This window comes from Priestia megaterium, from assembly GCF_046599315.1.
In the GTDB taxonomy this organism is placed as follows: Bacteria; Bacillota; Bacilli; order Bacillales; family Bacillaceae_H; genus Priestia; species Priestia megaterium_F.
In genome coordinates this window covers 83,530-102,014 of sequence record NZ_JBKIKC010000001.1, presented here as the reverse complement: position 1 = coordinate 102,014, position 18,485 = coordinate 83,530, and the positions used below count along the sequence as shown (strand labels likewise).

At 37.7% G+C, this 18,485-nt stretch carries 21 protein-coding genes and 2 pseudogenes; 14 read left to right on the top strand and 9 right to left on the bottom strand.

Annotated elements, in window-relative coordinates; all coding sequences use genetic code 11:
• Window positions 1-252: 252 nt before the first annotated feature.
• On the bottom strand, window positions 253-1,203 hold the full coding sequence (locus ACLHDF_RS00625) for a helix-turn-helix transcriptional regulator (protein WP_413917127.1): 951 nt from the start codon (window positions 1,201-1,203) through the stop codon (window positions 253-255).
• A 90-nt stretch (window positions 1,204-1,293) separates the two neighbouring features.
• On the opposite strand from ACLHDF_RS00625, the gene ACLHDF_RS00620 reads away from it, so the two are divergent.
• On the top strand, window positions 1,294-1,812 hold the full coding sequence (locus tag ACLHDF_RS00620) for a dihydrofolate reductase family protein (protein ID WP_413917126.1): 519 nt from the start codon (window positions 1,294-1,296) through the stop codon (window positions 1,810-1,812).
• Between the two features lie 131 nt (window positions 1,813-1,943).
• A pseudogene (locus tag ACLHDF_RS00615) lies at window positions 1,944-2,383 on the top strand (cell wall hydrolase).
• A 140-nt stretch (window positions 2,384-2,523) separates the two neighbouring features.
• On the opposite strand, the gene ACLHDF_RS00610 reads toward ACLHDF_RS00615, so the two are convergent.
• Together ACLHDF_RS00610 and ACLHDF_RS00605 are read right to left on the bottom strand one after the other, a co-directional pair.
• On the bottom strand, window positions 2,524-3,048 hold the full coding sequence (locus ACLHDF_RS00610; protein WP_413917125.1) for a hypothetical protein: 525 nt from the start codon (window positions 3,046-3,048) through the stop codon (window positions 2,524-2,526).
• A 179-nt stretch (window positions 3,049-3,227) separates the two neighbouring features.
• Window positions 3,228-3,356, bottom strand: coding sequence for a hypothetical protein (locus ACLHDF_RS00605; RefSeq protein ID WP_255219776.1), 129 nt, complete (start codon window positions 3,354-3,356; stop codon window positions 3,228-3,230).
• A gap of 441 nt (window positions 3,357-3,797) precedes the next feature.
• Between ACLHDF_RS00605 and ACLHDF_RS00600 the strand changes: the two genes are divergently transcribed.
• Window positions 3,798-4,622: an SPL family radical SAM protein gene (locus ACLHDF_RS00600; protein WP_413917124.1), complete on the top strand. Its 825-nt coding sequence runs from the start codon at window positions 3,798-3,800 to the stop codon at window positions 4,620-4,622.
• 36 nt (window positions 4,623-4,658) lie between these two features.
• Here ACLHDF_RS00600 and ACLHDF_RS00595 read toward each other — a convergent pair whose 3' ends face one another.
• Together ACLHDF_RS00595 and ACLHDF_RS00590 are read right to left on the bottom strand one after the other, a co-directional pair.
• Complete coding sequence (locus tag ACLHDF_RS00595; protein WP_413917123.1) at window positions 4,659-5,042, bottom strand: nuclear transport factor 2 family protein; 384 nt, start codon at window positions 5,040-5,042, stop codon at window positions 4,659-4,661.
• An 18-nt stretch (window positions 5,043-5,060) separates the two neighbouring features.
• On the bottom strand, window positions 5,061-5,540 hold the full coding sequence (locus tag ACLHDF_RS00590) for an RrF2 family transcriptional regulator (RefSeq protein ID WP_413917122.1): 480 nt from the start codon (window positions 5,538-5,540) through the stop codon (window positions 5,061-5,063).
• Between the two features lie 100 nt (window positions 5,541-5,640).
• Here ACLHDF_RS00590 and ACLHDF_RS00585 point away from each other — a divergent pair, with 100 nt between their 5' ends.
• Window positions 5,641-6,684: a LacI family DNA-binding transcriptional regulator gene (locus tag ACLHDF_RS00585; protein WP_413918238.1), complete on the top strand. Its 1,044-nt coding sequence runs from the start codon at window positions 5,641-5,643 to the stop codon at window positions 6,682-6,684.
• Window positions 6,685-6,956: 272 nt separating this feature from the next.
• Window positions 6,957-7,640: a TerC family protein gene (locus ACLHDF_RS00580; RefSeq protein ID WP_413917121.1), complete on the top strand. Its 684-nt coding sequence runs from the start codon at window positions 6,957-6,959 to the stop codon at window positions 7,638-7,640.
• Between the two features lie 35 nt (window positions 7,641-7,675).
• On the opposite strand, the gene ACLHDF_RS00575 is transcribed toward ACLHDF_RS00580, so the two are convergent.
• Window positions 7,676-8,227: a helix-turn-helix domain-containing protein gene (locus tag ACLHDF_RS00575; RefSeq protein WP_025751059.1), complete on the bottom strand. Its 552-nt coding sequence runs from the start codon at window positions 8,225-8,227 to the stop codon at window positions 7,676-7,678.
• A 95-nt stretch (window positions 8,228-8,322) separates the two neighbouring features.
• Between ACLHDF_RS00575 and ACLHDF_RS00570 the strand changes: the two genes are divergently transcribed.
• The 6 genes from ACLHDF_RS00570 (at window position 8,323) to ACLHDF_RS00545 (ending at window position 14,927) form a co-directional block, all read left to right on the top strand.
• Complete coding sequence (locus ACLHDF_RS00570) at window positions 8,323-9,048, top strand: AzlC family ABC transporter permease (RefSeq protein ID WP_413917120.1); 726 nt, start codon at window positions 8,323-8,325, stop codon at window positions 9,046-9,048.
• Entirely contained in the window at window positions 9,045-9,374 is a 330-nt protein-coding gene (locus ACLHDF_RS00565) for an AzlD domain-containing protein (RefSeq protein WP_413917119.1), read from the top strand. Before ACLHDF_RS00570 ends, ACLHDF_RS00565 begins: the two co-directional genes overlap by 4 nt.
• Before the next feature lie 454 nt (window positions 9,375-9,828).
• A complete protein-coding gene (locus tag ACLHDF_RS00560) occupies window positions 9,829-11,727 on the top strand; it encodes an endonuclease MutS2 (RefSeq protein WP_413917118.1) in 1,899 nt (632 codons plus the stop codon).
• A 355-nt stretch (window positions 11,728-12,082) separates the two neighbouring features.
• Window positions 12,083-12,865, top strand: coding sequence for a phosphonoacetaldehyde hydrolase (phnX, locus tag ACLHDF_RS00555; protein ID WP_413917117.1), 783 nt, complete (start codon window positions 12,083-12,085; stop codon window positions 12,863-12,865).
• A gap of 11 nt (window positions 12,866-12,876) precedes the next feature.
• Window positions 12,877-13,989 carry a 2-aminoethylphosphonate--pyruvate transaminase gene (gene phnW, locus ACLHDF_RS00550; RefSeq protein ID WP_413918237.1) on the top strand — a complete coding sequence of 371 codons (1,113 nt, stop codon included), beginning with the start codon at window positions 12,877-12,879 and terminating at the stop codon, window positions 13,987-13,989.
• 167 nt (window positions 13,990-14,156) lie between these two features.
• Window positions 14,157-14,927, top strand: a complete 771-nt coding sequence (locus ACLHDF_RS00545; RefSeq protein ID WP_413917116.1) for a DeoR/GlpR family DNA-binding transcription regulator — start codon at window positions 14,157-14,159, stop codon at window positions 14,925-14,927.
• 148 nt (window positions 14,928-15,075) lie between these two features.
• Here ACLHDF_RS00545 and ACLHDF_RS00540 read toward each other — a convergent pair.
• Both ACLHDF_RS00540 and ACLHDF_RS00535 read right to left on the bottom strand, forming a co-directional pair.
• Window positions 15,076-15,489: pseudogene (locus ACLHDF_RS00540) on the bottom strand (DUF1259 domain-containing protein).
• 114 nt (window positions 15,490-15,603) lie between these two features.
• Window positions 15,604-16,260: a DUF975 family protein gene (locus ACLHDF_RS00535; RefSeq protein WP_413917115.1), complete on the bottom strand. Its 657-nt coding sequence runs from the start codon at window positions 16,258-16,260 to the stop codon at window positions 15,604-15,606.
• 399 nt (window positions 16,261-16,659) lie between these two features.
• On the opposite strand from ACLHDF_RS00535, the gene ACLHDF_RS00530 reads away from it, so the two are divergent.
• The 3 genes from ACLHDF_RS00530 to ACLHDF_RS00520 all read left to right on the top strand — a co-directional run bounded on the left by ACLHDF_RS00530 (window position 16,660) and on the right by ACLHDF_RS00520 (window position 18,087).
• Window positions 16,660-17,016, top strand: a complete 357-nt coding sequence (locus ACLHDF_RS00530; RefSeq protein WP_413917114.1) for a DUF4440 domain-containing protein — start codon at window positions 16,660-16,662, stop codon at window positions 17,014-17,016.
• Window positions 17,017-17,099: 83 nt separating this feature from the next.
• Window positions 17,100-17,660 (top strand): signal peptidase I, encoded by a 561-nt coding sequence (lepB, locus tag ACLHDF_RS00525; RefSeq protein WP_413917113.1) that lies wholly within the window; start codon window positions 17,100-17,102, stop codon window positions 17,658-17,660.
• A gap of 262 nt (window positions 17,661-17,922) precedes the next feature.
• Entirely contained in the window at window positions 17,923-18,087 is a 165-nt protein-coding gene (locus ACLHDF_RS00520; RefSeq protein ID WP_413917112.1) for a hypothetical protein, read from the top strand.
• An 81-nt stretch (window positions 18,088-18,168) separates the two neighbouring features.
• Here ACLHDF_RS00520 and ACLHDF_RS00515 read toward each other — a convergent pair whose 3' ends face one another.
• Window positions 18,169-18,423, bottom strand: a complete 255-nt coding sequence (locus tag ACLHDF_RS00515; RefSeq protein WP_013057893.1) for a hypothetical protein — start codon at window positions 18,421-18,423, stop codon at window positions 18,169-18,171.
• Window positions 18,424-18,485 lie beyond the last annotated feature (62 nt).

Below are 18,485 nucleotides of genomic sequence, written 5' to 3'. Positions count from 1 at the left end.
TAAAAAGAGGCTAGAACAAAAGTAGTTTAGTTGGTTGAAAGAAAATCCGAACGATGAATCGTTCGGATTTTTTTATTGTTAGGGTGAACATGCATTTATTCAATTTAGTGGCTTCTAGCTGTTGATTGGAGGGCAAGGCGAAGACTCCGCTTTTCCCGCAGGAGTCTTGCACGGAAACCAACAGCGGTCTCACAAGCCATCCATATGAGCTCCTTTATTCCATTTGTTCGTCTTTAGATTAAATTGATTTCGTTATGTCTTAACCTCTTTTTTATAGCGCCTTAGCGTTTCTTCTGCGTGATAGCAGAGCTTTTCAATTAGTTCCTTAGGTTCTTCAATAAGAGCATGAGCACCTAGGGTATAGAAAAAAGAAGCCATGTAGTTTAGTTCATTTCCATCAGTTATCGTATCAATATAGCCACCGCCGTCATGCGTTACCTTCACATGATTTTCAAGCCACGGAACGCCTTTACACTGACGAACGCCTTCGTGCGTCAAGGTTACTTTTAACGAAATAGGCTGTGTGTTTACCGGAGTTGTTTCGAGCCATTCTTTTAACGTAAGAGACATATTTTCGTCTTTTTCTAAAATTTTTAACGAGTGAATACGATCCGCTCGAAACAATAACACTTTTTGCTTCTCGTAGGAATAAGCGGGGCAGTACCATAAACCGTTATGAGCATAAATGCCAAGAGGTTTGACTTGTTTTCTTGTTTGCCCCGCCTTTGAATCATAAAGAAATTCAATATAATTTCCTGCAAGACTTGCTTCTAAGAGCTCTTTTAAATAAGGAGTATCTAGATTTCTTTTGGGATTCCAAAATGCAATATGAGCACTCATTTTATCTACTTTTTTCTTTGTTTCCTCAGACAGATACACATAAAATTTTTGAAGAGCCGCATGAATTTCTGCATCAAATGGAAGGTAATGATAATGCTGCAGAGCTTGATAAGCAAAAAAGATAGAAATGGCTTCTTCTTCCGTAAACAAAATAGGGGGGAGAATACGATTTTTTAACACTCTGTAGCCGCCGCTTCGTCCTTTTTCACCGTAAAGAGGCAGTCCTAATTCACTTAAGTCCAGCAAATAGCGCTGAACGGTCCGTACGGAAAGGCCAAATTCCTCTGCTAGTTCTTTTGCTGTAAACGTTCTTTTTGTATTAATAAACATGAGCATATCAACAAGTCTTCTAGACTTAGCCATTTATTTTCACCTTTTTCTTTTAATGTGACAAAAAGTGTCGTATTAAGATGATATCATACAGAAGCAGTAAAGTTGAAAGGAGAAAAGGGAATGAAGAAAAAAATTATTGTATATATTGCCGCAAGCTTAGATGGGTATATTGCAAGAGAAAACGGAGAGATTGACTGGTTAGAAAGCGTAGAAGGAGAGGGAGACAACGGCTACGAAGATTTTTATCAAACGTGTGATGCGGTCGTTATGGGAAAAGCTACGTACGACTATGTGCTAAAACTCACCTCTGAGTTTCCGTATTCCGATAAAAAGTGTTACGTATTTAGCCGCTCAGCTCAAGGGGAAAATCAACATGTAGAGTTTGTAAACAAAAGCGTGGCGTCATTTCTCAACAACTTAAATCAAGACAATAAAAAAATATGGCTAGTAGGAGGCTCGGATATTCTCGCTGACTTCTTAAAAGAAGAAAGGGTGGATGAATTTATCATATCGGTCATTCCGGTTTTACTTGGGGCGGGTATTCCGCTATTTAAACGAGGGATTCCAGAAATGAACTTGAAGCTTACCGATATAAAGCAATACGGGCAAATTGCTCAGCTGTATTATGAAAAAGGATAAGCTCTTTACAATAGAAACTCTTTCTGTAATGTCAGTGTTCTCATCATGTATTTAACATACAGCCATTGTTATTTTAGGAACAGTGACATCAAGACCGTGTTTTTTTCATAGTATATTTTTGGGGTGAAAAAATGCCAAGAGTAAGTTATCGAGATTCAGACGTTGCTTTAATGGCAAGGATGATGAGAGCAGAAGCTGAAGGCGAAGGAAAACAAGGAATGCTGTATGTTGGAAATGTCATTGTAAATCGTCTTAAAGCAAACTGTTTAGATTTTAAGAATTTAAGATCCGTGCCGCAAGTTATTTATCAAGTGCAGGGTGGCAACTATTCGTTTGAAGCTGTTCAAAAAGGAAACGTATTTTATCAAAGAGCAAGAAGTGTTGAAAAAAGGTTAGCCAAAAAGAATTTGGATTACTGGAGAGAACACCCGGGAAATATGCCCTGTGGTACTTTAATCCATCCGCTCCATGCCCTCCAACCTGGTACGGTCAACCCGCTTCCGGTCAATACAAAAATCACTGTTACTATGAGCCAAAACCCGGAACGTGCGCTAGCGTTTATAGTGGGTAGATAGCCTAGTAGATATGCTGCATCCTGAAGGGGTGGCCTCACATTCAAATCTTTAGGTGTAGGTGACAAGGCAGTCGTTTTTCCTATAATAAAAGAAAGCCCTCTTTTAACAAAGGGGGCTTTTGTTAGTTGGGCATTCATTATTTTACTTCAAACTCTATGTTTTCACCGGCATCAAATTCCTCTTGCTCCTTCGTTTTTGTATCCTTTAATACCCACGACGTCTTTATCTTACCTGTTGCTAAAATTTCTTTAATTTGCTTATCGTTTAAGCCGTTCGTGTAAAGTACAAATTCCCTCGTATAGATATTTTTATTTTCTTGCTCTTCATCTGCACTGCTGCCAAACCAATATCTTATTTGCTGATCGTCTTTAATGTTATTAAAAGCTTCTCTATAGTGAGGTAGCTTAACTTGAATATCCGACAGGTAATCCGTCCCGCGTAACGTAAGAATCATACGCACGTTGCGAAAATCTTCTTTAGAAGGATTTGTTAACTCTGATGTTTCAACTTCACTAAATTCTTTTTTCGTCAGCGGTTTAACTGTAGTAGAAACAGAAACTTCCGGCTCCGATTCGTTTGTCACAACGTCTTCAGTACTGCAGGCACTTAACATGAACACCGTTAAAAGAGCACAAACTGCTCCCATTGCTTTTTTCTTCATGCTCATTCTCCCTTGTAATTAATAGATAATGGTACCTATTCGCCATGTTAAATGTAATTGCCTCCATTTGTCTTAATGTTATGATCAACAAAAAAAGTATAGCGTATCATTATATTCCAGTATTTGTGGGTTTATCTTAAAATTAAAAAGAGAAATGCCGGTGCATTTCTCTTTTTGTTCTATGAATCTGGATTAAGCGAAGTATGCGTGTATTCCGGCATACGTTCTTCTTTTTCTGTTAGTTGAGTATCTGGGCTTTGCTGCTCTTGTGAGACAGGAGACAGCGTGGATTTTTGTTCATGATTCATGTTTGTTATTCCTCCTTATATGAAGTGAGATGTTAATCAAGATTATACGTTTGCTCATCTTAATGTGCGTGATGTTGTAAAAAATATACAAATAAAAGGTGTATAAATTTAAAAATAGTAGAAAATACCATGATTATTTTTGTTTTAATACGGGTAGAGTTAAGTACATTACTTTTATCTATTGATGATTGAAAACACATACATAAAAAACAAAAGGAGTGGAGAAAGATGAGAAAAGAAGAGCAGCCGGTATTATCTGATTTTCTTGAAAAGGACCAATTTGAGTTAAATTCATATTTAACTTCTTTACTTGAAATGACAAATGAAAAGGAAGAGAAAAACAGTTGATGAGCTGAGAGTGTATAGAGCTACTTTCCATGTGGAAAGTAGTTTTTTTAATCTGTGAACTTGATATACTGATTGGACAAAGAGGTGAGAAAGGTGAACGAAAGAGACGTAGTTTCGAGAAGTATTTTAACAAAAGCAACCGGCTTTTTGGCATCGGGTTATACTCATAGTTTAAATCCGTATGCCGGATGCGCATTTTCCTGCAAATTTTGCTACGTGCGAGAGCTGCCGATTCAGCGTTTTAAAGAGATGGAGTGGGGGACATGGCTGGAGCTAAAAGTCAACGCAGCTGAAGTCTACCAAAAAGAAATACAAAAACTTCGAATAAAAAAACAGCCGGTGCGCATCTTTATGTCTTCAGCGACAGATCCATATCAGCCGGTTGAGCGAAAAGCAGGCATCACCCGCGCCCTTTTAGAAATGATGCTCGATCATCCGCCTGATTTTTTATTGATTCAAACAAGGTCGCCGCTTGTTACGAGGGATATTAATTTGCTTTTAGAGCTTCAAAAAGTATGTGATCTTCGCGTATCAATGACTGTTGAAACAGACCGTGAAGATGTAAAACAGATTTTTTCTCCTTATGCTCCGGGGATGAAACTTCGTATGAACGCGTTAAAACAAGTAAAAGAAAGTGGAATTTCAACGCAAGTAACGATTGCTCCCATGCTTCCTTTTACGCCTGAATTTCCTAAAAAAATAGAAGGAATGATGGACCGGATTTGCATTGACACGTTGTACTTAGGAGACGGTTCCTTAGGTAAAACGTCTAAAAGGCTAGGGATGCCGGAACTATTTGAGCAGCACGGTTTTCTAAACTGGTATGACAAAAACATTCATATCAAAGCCATTCGTTATTTTGAAAAATTTTATCCTTCTTCGATGATTTATCTTTCTCAAGAGGGATTTGCCCCGTAAAAAAAGAAGGGCCAGTGGAGCCCCTCTTTTTACATATTAGTTTTTATACGTATCCAACATATTTGTATCGTCAGGTACATTTTCTAAATAGCTAATTTTTCCGTTGTCGTCTAGCTTAGCAATATCTTTTCCCGTTTGAGTAAATACGCTGCCAGATGCACGTTTTCCGCATACTGCCCAAGGCGTTTCAAACATAGCTGTACCTTCAACTGCTTTCCAGCCTTCGAACATATGCTTAATATCAGCATTTTCTTTAAAAACCATTTTCACAAACAGCTTCCAGTTTTCAATGCCTTGCTTTTCGTGGCCGTTTAAGACAAATACGATATCGTCTGAAAACAGGCTGACTAATTCTTCAAATGCTTGTTCGCTTGTACGTGATTGATCGAATAAATCAAAATATCTATTTAAGTTTTCCATAATAATCTCCTTTGTGTACTACAGCACCATTTTTTCTTCTACTGTTGCTTTTAGCATGTCTAGGTTTTCTTTCGGACATTTTTTGTGAATTTCATTTGTGAGCATGGCAATGGTTTGCCGTTTTAAAATGGACTGCCATGAAGATTCGGCTTCTTCCATTAAATCTGATAATAAGCAAATATCTTTGTCTTTTAAGTTAAGCATATCTTGAAAAATACCGCTTGATGAATAAAGAGACTGCTTGCCTTCGATTGCTACGTATATGTCATAAATGCGGATTTCTTCCGGTGTTTTCTTCAAGCGAAATCCACCTTTGCTTCCCGGAACTGAAGCAAGTAAATCAGCGCTAACCAGCTTGCGAAGAAGCTTTTGAAAATACGTAGGTGAACCACCAAGCTGAGCACTGATGACATCTCCCGGCAACACAGCTTTTTCAGGTAAAAACGTAAGCAGCAAAATGGCATACACCGATTGCTCAACGCCTGTTTTCATATGCAAAAACATCATCTCCTGCTATATGTGTACAACGTGGATAATGTTTGTCCGCGTTTTGGATACCATAACGCTTATGAATCAAAAAGTAAAGCAGTTACTTAATATGCACGTGATATTCGTGTATACTGTGAAAGAAGCAGCAACAAAATACGGAGATGAGAGAATGACAACTATTGCAGATATCGCTCGGCTTGCAGGAGTAGCAAAAAGCACTGTATCCCGCTACCTTAACGGAGGGTCTGTGAGCGATGCGACGAAACGAAAAATTGAAGGGATTATTAAAGAAACAAACTATAGCCCAAATGCTTTTGCTCAAAGCTTAAAAGCAAAAAAAACAAATATCATCGGTGTAATTGTTCCGCGCATGGGTTCTTTTGCGACTTCCCGCACATTAGATGGTATTGACCAAGAACTTAGAGACCACCACTATCAAATGATTGTTTCCAATTCCAATCAAGATTTAGAAAGAGAAATCGAAAATATTTATACGCTCGCTAAGCAGAAGGTAGCTGGTATTATTCTGCTTGCCGTTCAAATCACAAAAGCTCATTTGGAAGCGTTCCGTACGATTTCAATTCCCGTTTTGCTAATTGGACAGCAGCATGAAGACGTCCACAGTTTAATTCACCAAGATTACGAAGCTGCATGTGACATTGGAAGGTACATAGGGGAAAAAGGACATAAAAAAATCGCTTTTTTAGGTGTAACAGAAAAAGACATAGCTGTAGGTGTAAAGCGAAAAGAAGGCTTAAAGCAAGGTCTTAAAGACAGAGAATGTGAGATTCGCTGTTATCAAACAAGCTTTAACATGAGCGACGCAATCGGAGCAGCTACGGCAGTCATGAAAGAATTTAACCCGTCCATTATTGTATGTGCGACCGATAACATTGCACTTGGCACATTAAAGGCAGCTTATTTAAATGGACTTCGCGTTCCCGAAGACGTATCGATTACCGGCTTTGGAGGCTATGAAATTACAGGTGTAATTCATCCAAGCTTAACGACCGTGAACTATTACTACAAAGAAGCAGGACAAATGGGGGCACAGCGAATTATCAAGCTAGTCAACGGAGAACAAGTCGAGAAACTTACGCTTTCTAACTATGAGCTGATTGAAAGAGAAAGCGTTGACCATCGTTTTACATAAAAAACGTTTGACAGAATGTAGGAGATACTATAGTATAAGTTGTGTAAATAAAAACAAATAATTGAACGTATCTCCTAAAGGGGAGTAGCTTTAACAGCAAAGTCGTCATTACAGAGATTATCTCTCGGCTTTGTTGGCGACATTATGTTGTTAGCAAGACCTTTACCGCTTATTTGGTAAGGGTCTTTTTTGTATTCAATTATAAAAAAGGAGGAAAAGGCTCGGACATTTAAAGGAGAAACGTTACATAAAAAAAGAAAGTGGAGGTAACTATGGAGGAACTAATTGGCGTATCAGTGCAAGGTTTGCTGCAAATTATTTTTCTTGATTTAATTTTGAGCGGCGATAACGCGATTGTTATTGCAATGGCGGCTCGTAACGTACCAAAAGATTTACAAAAAAGAGCGATTTTAATTGGAACAGGAGGCGCGATTGGTCTTCGGTTATTATTTGCGGCTATTATTGTCCCTTTATTAAAAATTCCATTAATCGGAGCGGTCGGCGGTTTGATGCTAGTATGGATTGCATATAAATTATTAGCGGATAATCACGATCATGGCGATAATCCTCAAGGTGGAGCAACGGTATGGAGTGCGGTTAAAACTATCATCATTGCAGATGCGGTTATGTCATTAGACAACGTATTAGCTCTAGCAGGTGTAGCCCACGAATTTGTCCCAATTATGATTGGTGTATTAATTTCAATTCCAATTATTATTTGGGGAAGCAGCTTTATTATGAAAGCAATGGAAAAGTTTCCAATTATTATTTATGCTGGAGCAGCGATGCTTGCATGGTCTGCAGGAAAAATGATTGTTGAAGATAAAATTATCGGCGGGTTTATTCCAAGTACAGCTCTACATCTTGCTGTTCAAATTATCTTAACTGTTGCAGTTGTAGGAGTTGGGTATATGAAAAACAAAAAAATGAAAAAAGAACAAGCCCACGCAGCTTAATAAAAAGAGAACGTACGGATGATCCGTACGTTTTTTTATGATTCGGGATAGTGCATAAGCAAAAAAAAGCTTGCTTCTTCTTCAGAAGAATTTATATAGCTGTGAGAGGTATTTCCTGAAAAATGCAGAGCGTCTCCTGAAACTAATTCATGTTCTTCGCTTTCAAAACGAACCGTTAATTCTCCTTCCTTAATAAGTAAGTATTCATCTCCTAAATGTGTTTTCGCTTCATGCACGCATCCAGGCTTTAACGTGACGATGTAAATTTCAAACTTTTTTTCCGGATGATAAGGAAAAAAAGAATACACTAAGTAATCACCTTTGTTGTCTGTGATGGGATCGAGCTGTTTTATGCTTACTTTCTGCACATCTGGGGTGTCTTCTTTCATAAATACAGAAAAAGAGACTTGAAGACCGTTGGCAATTTTCCAAAGCGTAGTAACCGTCGGGCTGGATTTACCTTTTTCAATTTGTGCAAGCATCGCTTTACTAACACCCGTCAATTCAGAGACTTGATCAAGTGTCAAATTTCGATTTTTTCGTAATTTCACAAGATTTTTAGCAATAATATCTTGGATTGCGTCCATTGTTGTTCTCCTTTAATTATTATAAGGATAGTATAACATACTGTTGTTTAATATAACGTATAGATGTATAATATAGCAGAAAAGGAGGAAGTACGGTGATCGCAGAAAAAGCAGTACAGCAGAGAGAAAAAATGAATTTAACGTTCAGACAAGGGGCTAAGGATTGTATCCCTACGCTACTCGGCTACATAAGCATAGGGCTTGCCGCTGGAATTGTTGGAGTGTCTTCACATCTTTCTATTATGGAAGTAGCTTTATTATCGGCGCTCGTATATGCCGGAGCAGCACAGTTTATTATTTGTGCGCTGATGGTTGCTAACAGCTCAATTTCAGCTATTATTCTTACAACATTCATCGTTAACTTACGACATTTTCTTTTGAGTGCTACGGTCGCACCTAAATTTACAAAATATTCGTTATTAAAAAATGTTGGAATTGGAGCGCTTCTGACAGATGAATCATTTGGAGTGTCTTCAAGTAAAATTGCAAAAGGGGAGCCAATTAATGACCGCTGGATGAACGGATTAAATGTAACAGCTTACGTCAGCTGGATTATTGCCTGTACGGTAGGAGCTATTTTTGGCCATTTGCTATCCAATCCAGAAGCCTTTGGATTTGATTTTGCCTTAACGGCTATGTTTTTAGCTCTGCTTGTTTTACAAATCGAAAGTGTGTTACCTTCAAAGCTTAATCATTATTTACGTTTAATCTTTTATATGGCGATTCTTATGATTGTGCTGTCTTTTTTGGTGCCTTCACATGTGGCTGTGTTGATTTCAACCATTATTGTAGCGACAATTGGGGTGGTGACGGATAAATGAGTATCCACTACCCAACACTTATCATCATTTTAGGGTGTGCCCTTGTTACCGTAGTTCCTCGTATTGTTCCGTTTTTAGTTGTGCGTAACATCGCGCTGCCAGAACCGATACTAAAATGGTTATCTTACATTCCTATTTGTATTTTAACAGCACTTGTTGTAGAAAACTTTATCATTCAAACAAATGACAGCGTAAAGGTTAATTGGCCCGTCATCATCGTAGTCATTCCAACCTTACTGATTGCACTGAAAACAAAAAGCTTATCCATCACCGTTATTAGCGGGGTTGGAATGATGGCGCTGCTTCGTTTTTTTCTTTTGTCATGAAAGCTCAAGTTATGCTCTTGAGCTTTTTTACTGTCTCCTTTACGTACGCTTTTTCATATAGTATGATAAGAGTGTAAATTAGAAGCCAATGAAAACAAAAATATAGATGAGGTGCTTTTATGAGCGGAGTAGTATCTAAATAGGAACAATTAAATGAAATAAATTGAATAAGTAAGATGGGTATTTTTTTAAAAAAATAAGGTACCCTTTATTTGCTTATGGATTTATTTCACTGCCTATGAAGATACCTACAATGCTTTATAAAGGGTTCGGCATTTGTCGTCAGGGAGGCGTCTGTTTTTACAGAGCTTTCTTTTGTGATATGTGCCCTAGACGCCTGATTAACGCAAAAAGCTGTGGGATCACCACAGCTTTTTTTCGTTTACTTTTTCATTGCCTTCTAATGAATAGGTATCTTCATATGTGATGACAAATCATAGTAAGGAGAAAAACCATGAATACGATGACATTTGAAAAATTGCAGTATCATGAATTAAAAGAAATCGTAAAATCTCACTGCGTAAGTGAGCTGGGAAAACAATTAATGGATAAACTTCAGCCGAGCACATCTCTTAAAACCGTAAAAAACCGACTCAAAGAAACAACAGAAGCACGGAGACTTCTAGATGCTGAGAAATCACTTCCGCTATCGGGTGTCTCAGGTATAGGAAGAGTCATTGAAAAGCTTGAAAAAGGCATGATTTTAGAGCCCGAAGAGTTAATGCGCGTATCCGATTTTTTAAAAGGCTGCAGAAAAGTAAAACAATATATGGTGGATAAAGAATTTTTTGCTTCGCTCTTAAGTTCCTATGCCCATTCAATGAAAGAACTGACAAGTATAGAAGAGGAAATTAACTTTGCGATCAAGGCCGGAAAAGTAGACGCTGCGGCAAGCAAAGAGCTCAAGCGTATCAGAAGACATATGGAAGGAACGGAAGCTAAGATTTCAGAACAGCTTGCGAAATTTTTACGAAACAGTAAAAACAAAGAGTATATTCAAGACTTCTTCATCAGTAAAAAAGGAGACCGCTATACGATTCCGATTAAGGCCTCCTATAAAAATCACGTTGGAGGAACAATTGTTGAAACATCTTCTAAAGGGTCAACAGTGTTCATAGAGCCGGCATCTATTACAAAGCTGAATGCGGAACTAGCGATTTTGAAAGCAGAAGAAGAGGTAGAAGAATATCAAATTTTAGCGTCTTTAACAGGAGTAGTGTTAGAGAAGCTAGCTGATATTCATATTAATTTAGAGCTAATTAGCCAATACGACATGGTGTTTGCTAAAGCAAAATACAGTAAACAGGCAGATGGAATCGAACCTAAAATTAATGATTATGGATATATCCATTTAAAAGGTGCATATCACCCGCTGTTAACGGGTGATATTGTTCCGCTTCAATTCGAAATTGGCGAGAATTATCGAAGCTTAATTATTACGGGACCTAACGCAGGAGGAAAAACCGTTGTTTTAAAAACGATTGGACTACTGACGCTCGCTACAATGTTAGGATTTCATATTACAGCTGATGAAGGAACAGAAATTGCATTGTTTGAGCATATTTTTGTCGATATCGGTGATAACCAAAGTATTGAAAATGCGCTGAGCACCTTTTCCTCGCACATGAAGAATATATCGGTTATTTTGCAAAAAGCAACGAACAATACGCTGCTCCTATTCGATGAAATCGGCAGCGGCACCGAACCAAATGAAGGGGCTGCACTTGCAATTGCGATTTTAGAAAAGTTTTATCATATGGGCTGTATAACGGTCGCGACCACGCATTACGGAGAAATTAAGCGTTTCTCAGAAATTCATCCTGACTTCATGAATGCCGCGATGCAGTTCAATAGTAAAACATTAGAACCTCTGTATCAGCTGTTAATTGGCACATCTGGAGAAAGCAATGCGCTTTGGATTTCAAAGAAAATGAAGGTAGAAGAAGAGATTTTACAAAAAGCAAAGTTCTACATGGAAAGCAAATCGTATGATACAGAAGTCGTGAGAGAAAATAAAATAAAAAAACCAACTGTTTTGAAGGAAAAGAAGAAAGACAGTGTTGAATACCAAATGGGAGATCGAGTAAAACTGTTAGATTATGAAAATCATGCGATTGTGTATCAGTCTAAAGACAACACAAACAATATAGTCGTACTCTATGAGAATGAGTTAATTGAAGTAAATGTTAAGCGAGTAGCTCTTGAAATCAAAGCTGCTGACTTATATCCCGAAGGCTATGACCTCGATTCGTTATTTATTAGCTATAAAGATCGAAAAGAGCAGCATGATCTGCGGCGAGGATCAAAAAAAGCATTGCGGAAAATTGAAAAAGATATACGGAAAAATAGGTAAAGCAGAAACCCAGCACTTATAGGAAAGTGCCGGGTTTTTGTTTTATGTAGCTTCTCAAAAATACATAGAACAAATCTTCAGCTAAATTTTAAAGGAATTTACATCATTTTTATAATTATTTATTGTTGTGGTTTTTTATTGTTTTAACGTGTTATAATATAAAAAAAGTGTGAAAACAACAAAAAACAACATCTAAAGCACTTTCATTTTGTTAAGTGTAAAAAACAGCCTCAGAGATAAGTGCACTCATTATTTTTACCGCTTTCGGCCATCGTAGGAATTCTCTACGAATGAGAAAACTATTTATCAAAGATATTGTAAATGGCAAATTAAATAACGAAAGGAAAGAGGGAAAATGGAAAAAATTGAAGCTGTAGTATTTGACTGGGCTGGAACAATGATTGATTACGGATGTTATGCTCCGCTTGAGGCATTTTTAGAGGTATTTAAAAGACAAGAGGTAGAAATTACAATTGAAGAAGCTAGAGAGCCAATGGGCATGCTGAAAATTGAACATATCCGAGCGCTTCTTAAGATGCCGCGTATTCAACAGGAGTGGAAAAAAGCACACGGATCAATGCCAACAGAACAAGATGTTGCAAAACTGAATGATGAATTTGAAGCAAGCTTATTCTATATATTAGAAGACTTCACCACGCCTATTCCCGGAGCCGTTGAGCTTACAGAGCGTTTGCGAAACAGAAATATTAAAATAGGTTCTACGACGGGGTATACGAAAAAAATGATGGAGATTGTTGCGCCCAAAGCAAAAGAAAAAGGATATTCACCGGATTGTTATTTCACAGCAGATGATGTAAAAGCAGGCAGGCCGTATCCATGGATGTGTTACCGTAATGCCATGGAGTTAGGTGTCTTTCCCATGAATCGTATCATAAAAGTAGGAGACACCGTAACAGATATGCAAGAAGGAAAAAATGCCGGCATGTGGACAGTGGGCGTGATTTTAGGAAGCAGTGAGATGGGACTTTCTGAAGAAGCGGAAAAGAATATGGATCAAAAAGAATTAAAAATAAAAATGGAAGAAGTGCGAAGCCGTTTAGAAGAAGCCGGGGCAAATTTCGTAGTTGATCGTATATCTGATCTTGATCAAGTGATTAATCAACTGGAACAACAATAAAAAGGAGGATTATTATGAAAAATCCATATTTGCTTCTAACTCCAGGTCCATTATCTACGACAGCTTCGGTTCGCGAAACGATGCTGAAAGATTGGTGTACATGGGATGATGAATATAATAATCTCGTCCAAGATATAAGAAAGCGCTTAGTCAAGCTGGCAACGGCATCTTCTTTATACACTGCTGTGTTAATGCAAGGAAGCGGCACGTTTTGTGTAGAAGCAGCCATAGGAACATTCATACCGAGGAATAAAGGGAAAATCTTAATAGCAACAAATGGAGCTTACGGCTTAAGAATGGTTCAGATGTGTGAAGCAATCGGAATTAATAACACTGTATATAAAGTAAATGAAACTGAGTCTCTTGATACAGATGCGATTGAACGACTGCTTCAGGAAGACGAAGACATCACTCATGTAGCTGTCGTTCACTGTGAAACGACAACAGGAATTCTAAATCCTATTGAAGAAGTATGTGGCATTGCTAAGCGCTATAATAAAGTGACTATTGTAGATGCCATGAGCAGTTTTGGTGGTATACCAATGGATATAGAGCAGCTGCAAATTGATTTGCTTATCAGCAGTGCAAATAAATGCATTCAAGGCGTTCCTGGATTCGGGTTTGTCATTGCTAAAACAGACGAGCTTAAAAAGTGTAAAGGAAATGCCCGTTCCCTTTCACTCGATCTTTATGATCAATATAAAACGATGGAAAAGGATAAAGGAAAATGGCGCTTTACCTCCCCAACTCATGTGGTCCGGGCATTTTATCAGGCGCTACTCGAACTTGAAGAAGAAGGAGGAGTCCAAGCTCGCTTTAAGCGGTATCGAGAAAATCAGCACTTGCTAGTGACAGGAATGAGGAAGCTAGGGTTTAATACGCTACTGCAGTCAAAACAGCAGTCACCCATTATTACATCATTTCTTTACCCTAACGATTCTCTTTTTACATTTCAAGGATTTTATCAATCTTTAAAAAAACAAGGTTTCGTCATTTATCCAGGAAAAGTTTCTCAAGTTGACACCTTTAGAATTGGAAACATTGGAGATGTACATAAACAAGATATCGAAAGGTTGCTAGAAGTGATTCATTCGACAGTGAGGCGGAAGGAGATTCAGCAATGAAAGTATTTTGTTTAGGTGGTGCCAGCAATATTTCGCACGAACCAGTATTAAATTTAGCGGAGTACTATCTTTCAAGAGGTAAAGAAGCAAGGTCTTACTAGACATGAAGAAAGAAAATATCATCTTTACATGAGCAAATTTTTTCATAGAGTTAGGAGTGCAATAATGTGTCTTTATTGGCAGAACAACGTAAAAAAACAATTTTAGATTTGATTGAACATCAAGGGCAAGTCAAAGTAAACGACTTAGCACACGCTTTTGATGTATCGACTGAGACTATTCGCCGTTATCTAGAAGAATTAGAAGGGGAAAAAAAGTTAAAAAAAGTGTATGGCGGGGCCGTGAAAATAGAAACAGAAATTACTGAGCCGCCTATGTTTGAGCGAGAAGTCATAAGAAGCAAAGAAAAGAAAAAAATAGGGAATAAAGCAACTGAGTTGATAGAGGAAGGCAACGTTATTTTTATAGATGAAGGCAGCACGACCATGCAAATGGTTTCGTCACTTGTCAATATTTCTAATATAACGGTTATTACAAATTCCTTTCCTCTTGTGACTATGCTAATTGACTACCAAAACAAGCAGGTTTTCAGCGGAGAAATTATTTTTCTAGGAGGTCATGTAAGAAGTAAGCATTTTCGGGCTTCTGGATCCCTAGCAGAAAGGGCTGCAAAAGAATTTTATGTAGATAAAGCCTTTATTTCAATTGACGGCCTTCATCCCGAAGCTGGGATTACGAGCTTTGATTTAGAAAAGTGCCTGCTGTCTAAAGTCTTCATCGCCAATGCAAATCAGACCATTGTATTGACTGATCATTCCAAGCTAGAAGTGAAGGCGAACTACAAAATAGATTCTTTAAAGCACATTGATTATATTTTATGCACTGCTCCTCTTCCGGAGACTTGGGGAGACTTAGACGCATGCTGGATAAAATGTTAAAAATAAAAAAGGCGAATGTTTATGAAACATTCGCCCTTTTGTTAATTACTTAAAAGGTAGGGAGGTTTCCTTTAGCTATATTAATAATCTATAGGTACAAAAAACATCTCTCACTGCTCTAATGTACTCGAGAGATGCGTTTAATAAATTATTCGTTCGTCGGAATGGGAAGACTTTTGAGCATTGAAAAACAAAAAGCCATTTTTTTCGCGAAGTGTAAAGGAGGCTCTACAGATTGAATGTGAAGATACATAAGGACAGGTTCTGTAAAAAGCCAGTGGTTATGCAAAGCGCTTAAGATAAGACCTTGGCGCGCAGCCGCTTCCGTAAAACGAGGAATTTCTTCTTATAAAATAGCAATTTCAGCCAAGTTTAACGCGTTGCCCTGTGCGTCTATAGCCTCAAATGATACACCAACAGGAACGACAGAGCTGCTTTTCCGCCCTTGAACTTGAGCTTGAAAGCTTCTTTTAAGCGACACTGAGCATCCCGTTGAACTAACTTTGCTTTTAGCATTTAAAATCTGGCCAAACTGCTGACAAATATCACTTGTGGTATACATATGAGCTTCCGCCTTTCTTCTAGTCTCTTAGTAAGCCTTATGACATAGGAGCTTCACTTATGCAAGTAGCGTTCTTATGAAAAAAAACCTCTTCACGATGAAGAGGTTTTTTTATTATTCAGCATGTGATGAGCGTTCGTTTAAAAGATTTTCATAAAAACGAGCAAGTGAAGAAGAAAGGTATGGAATAGACCATAAAAAGCCGATTCCCAGTGTGAAAATACTTAATAAAAACCATCCAAGAAAGCTTAATAGCAGCAGGAAGTACTGTCCTTTATAGCCATTCATCAACCTGCGGCTCTCTGTAATCGCTTGATTCATCGAGTAAGTGGGATTATCTTTACAAACAAAATACGTTTGTGAATATGCTAGTGCTTTAATAATTCCTGGGATCAGTAAAAGCAATGACCACAGCATCACATAAAGAGTCATTAGCACATAAATCCCTAATGACTTTACATAAAGACCAAAGTCTTGGAATGTTTTAAATAAATGCCCCACCTGGACAGATTCGCCTCGCGCCAAACCTAAAAATGCCCAGTAGTTCGCCATTAGAAGAGGCGAAAAGACGATAGCAAATGCAGTTGAAATCCATGAGGCCGAATCAGATTCACCGTTCATCCAATTCTCATAGCCTCCGCTTGCCACAATTTCAAACGGAATAGGTAAAAGCGTATATACTCCGTACGTTACCACCGTCAGTAAAATTGCTAGTCCCCAGCGATTTTTTAAAGAAGCTTTAGCTTCTCTTTTAATGGTACTGATATTCATGTTGTTCCTCCTTCAATTTTGCAAAATAGGTATCTGTTTTGCTCTTATTGACATGTAGACCATGCACAATTGTTAATTTTGTAGGAAATGAAAATAATAGTCAATAGGTTCTGAGATGAAAAGGAAAGCACTTACGAAAAATTTTTACTAGCCAGGTAGAAAACAATAAATAGATACAAAGTGTTTTAGGAGAATGCAGTGTTTTATTCATTTCTGACAGTATTTGTTATGGAGATTGTAGTGAAAATCATTAGCGATTGGATTGCAGGTAAGAATAGAAGCTATAACGTTAGTTGAACAAACCATACTCATATCTATAACCCGATATGAGGTATTACTTGTTCGAGTGAAAATAACGCGTTATTTCTTTATAATAAGTGTAAGAGGAGATGAGTAAAAATGAAGAATACTATTCAAACATTTTATGAGCTAGAATGCATACACTTAAAACCAGAAGTACGCACCTCTGCTATAGAGCTTTCAAACATTCTTGCAGATGATTACGTGGAGTTCGGCAGCTCGGGCAGGGTATGGAAACGAGAAGATTACAACGACAATCATGTACTTTCGCCAGATGTATTTGAGATATCTCATTTTCATGTAGACGTATTGTCTCCTGACTGCGTGTTAACTACATATCATCTTATGAACCATACGGCAGGAAAAAAGACGCTTCGCAGTTCTATTTGGCGAAAAGGAGAAGAAAAGTGGCGCTTGTTTTTCCACCAAGGCACAGTGACAAACGGTGATCAATAAATAAGATTATTCGGTTATTATTATACTTTCCCTCTATTTGATGCTATGATGAAAGTATATTTTGACGTAAGGGATGTTTTAAAATGAGCAAAAATAATGTAAAAAAAGAAGTGTTTTCATGGATTAAATCCATTATTATTGCACTAGTTATAGTAGTGGGAGTTCGCCATTTTTTATTTGCGCCGACTACGGTACACGGAGAATCAATGTCTCCAACGTTTGAAGATTCAAACCGCGTCATTTTAAATAAAATCAGTGATGTTGATCGCTTTGATATGATTGTGTTTCATGCGCCGGATGCAGATGAAAATTATATTAAACGTGTAATAGGACTGCCGGGAGATACGGTAGAAATGAAAAATGACGTTCTGTATATTAACGGAAAAGCTTACAAAGAGCCGTATTTAAAAGATTCTAAAAAATCTCTTGCACCTGGTGAAAAATTCACAGAAGATTTTACGCTTCAAACGCTGCCTGAAACTGACGGCAAAGTAAAGGTACCAAAAAATTCGCTGTTTGTAATGGGGGACAATCGTCCTGTAAGTCATGACGGACGAGCATTTGGCTTCATTTCACAAAAATCAGTTATTGGAAAAGTGCAGTTTCGCTACTATCCGTTAAATGAAGTGGGCGAACCGAAATAAAAAGACATAAAAAAGCGGCTTTATATACATATATAAAGCCGCTTTTTTACGTGACAGTTTCAAACTTCAGGGTATAAGGTGAGATAGTTTGTGTTTACCCGCCTATTCCTAAATAAAACAATCTAAATGATAATGAAGTAGAAATTATTTATTCTGTTTGTTTATAAAACGTTTAAATATAAAATAAAGTAGTTTAGCTTTGGGAAATAAGGGAAGTAACATACTAACTTGCCTATATATATTTAGAAAAGGAGGAATAAAGATGTCGTTAGCTCATTTTGATGATATTTCAGAAATTTGTTACGCATGCGAAAAACAGCCGCTTGGAAAAAGACAAAAACGCATTGGCGTATGGACGGAAAAAGAAATGAGGAAGCCTACTGAAGAGCGAGTAGAAAATCAGAAGATGGTCGCACTTTCGCGTTAATGTAAAAAAGCCTTTAGCTTATCTAAGGGCTTTTTTACGTATTGGTGTTTGGACATGTGTAAAGAGTCATAGCGGCAATCGTTATAAATCTTCTAGCCTTTGAACCTTTTTGCCTTCTATTTTATGCTGTTCCATCGTTTCTTTTAATTCTTTGTTTGCTGTTGTCATCGTTGTTTCATTTGTTACGCCCATAAATGACCAGCCGTGGGATTCAAGCCAGTACTTGAATTCCCGCAAAAACTCTTCCTGCGTTCCTCCCGTATGATAAAAAGCTCCTTGAATCGTGATAGCCGGTTTTTCCGTGTTATACGTCACATACATTTTATTTGCACACATCCAAATAGACCTCCTTTATTAATAAACAAACGTAAATTGACAAAGAAGCGTTGAATCATTCC

What these genes read in the sequence shown, in the direction of transcription:
- ACLHDF_RS00625 (WP_413917127.1), bottom strand. Translation starts at nt 1,203, where the DNA reads ATGGCTAAGTCTAGAAGACTTGTTGATATGCTCATGTTTATTAATACA.
- ACLHDF_RS00620 (WP_413917126.1), top strand. Translation starts at nt 1,294, where the DNA reads ATGAAGAAAAAAATTATTGTATATATTGCCGCAAGCTTAGATGGGTAT.
- ACLHDF_RS00610 (WP_413917125.1), bottom strand. Translation starts at nt 3,048, where the DNA reads ATGAAGAAAAAAGCAATGGGAGCAGTTTGTGCTCTTTTAACGGTGTTC.
- ACLHDF_RS00605 (WP_255219776.1), bottom strand. Translation starts at nt 3,356, where the DNA reads ATGAATCATGAACAAAAATCCACGCTGTCTCCTGTCTCACAAGAGCAG.
- ACLHDF_RS00595 (WP_413917123.1), bottom strand. Translation starts at nt 5,042, where the DNA reads ATGGAAAACTTAAATAGATATTTTGATTTATTCGATCAATCACGTACA.
- ACLHDF_RS00585 (WP_413918238.1), top strand. Translation starts at nt 5,641, where the DNA reads ATGCACGTGATATTCGTGTATACTGTGAAAGAAGCAGCAACAAAATAC.
- ACLHDF_RS00580 (WP_413917121.1), top strand. Translation starts at nt 6,957, where the DNA reads ATGGAGGAACTAATTGGCGTATCAGTGCAAGGTTTGCTGCAAATTATT.
- ACLHDF_RS00575 (WP_025751059.1), bottom strand. Translation starts at nt 8,227, where the DNA reads ATGGACGCAATCCAAGATATTATTGCTAAAAATCTTGTGAAATTACGA.
- ACLHDF_RS00565 (WP_413917119.1), top strand. Translation starts at nt 9,045, where the DNA reads ATGAGTATCCACTACCCAACACTTATCATCATTTTAGGGTGTGCCCTT.
- ACLHDF_RS00560 (WP_413917118.1), top strand. Translation starts at nt 9,829, where the DNA reads ATGAATACGATGACATTTGAAAAATTGCAGTATCATGAATTAAAAGAA.
- phnX (WP_413917117.1), top strand. Translation starts at nt 12,083, where the DNA reads ATGGAAAAAATTGAAGCTGTAGTATTTGACTGGGCTGGAACAATGATT.
- ACLHDF_RS00535 (WP_413917115.1), bottom strand. Translation starts at nt 16,260, where the DNA reads ATGAATATCAGTACCATTAAAAGAGAAGCTAAAGCTTCTTTAAAAAAT.
- ACLHDF_RS00530 (WP_413917114.1), top strand. Translation starts at nt 16,660, where the DNA reads ATGAAGAATACTATTCAAACATTTTATGAGCTAGAATGCATACACTTA.
- lepB (WP_413917113.1), top strand. Translation starts at nt 17,100, where the DNA reads ATGAGCAAAAATAATGTAAAAAAAGAAGTGTTTTCATGGATTAAATCC.
- ACLHDF_RS00520 (WP_413917112.1), top strand. Translation starts at nt 17,923, where the DNA reads ATGTCGTTAGCTCATTTTGATGATATTTCAGAAATTTGTTACGCATGC.
- ACLHDF_RS00515 (WP_013057893.1), bottom strand. Translation starts at nt 18,423, where the DNA reads ATGTGTGCAAATAAAATGTATGTGACGTATAACACGGAAAAACCGGCT.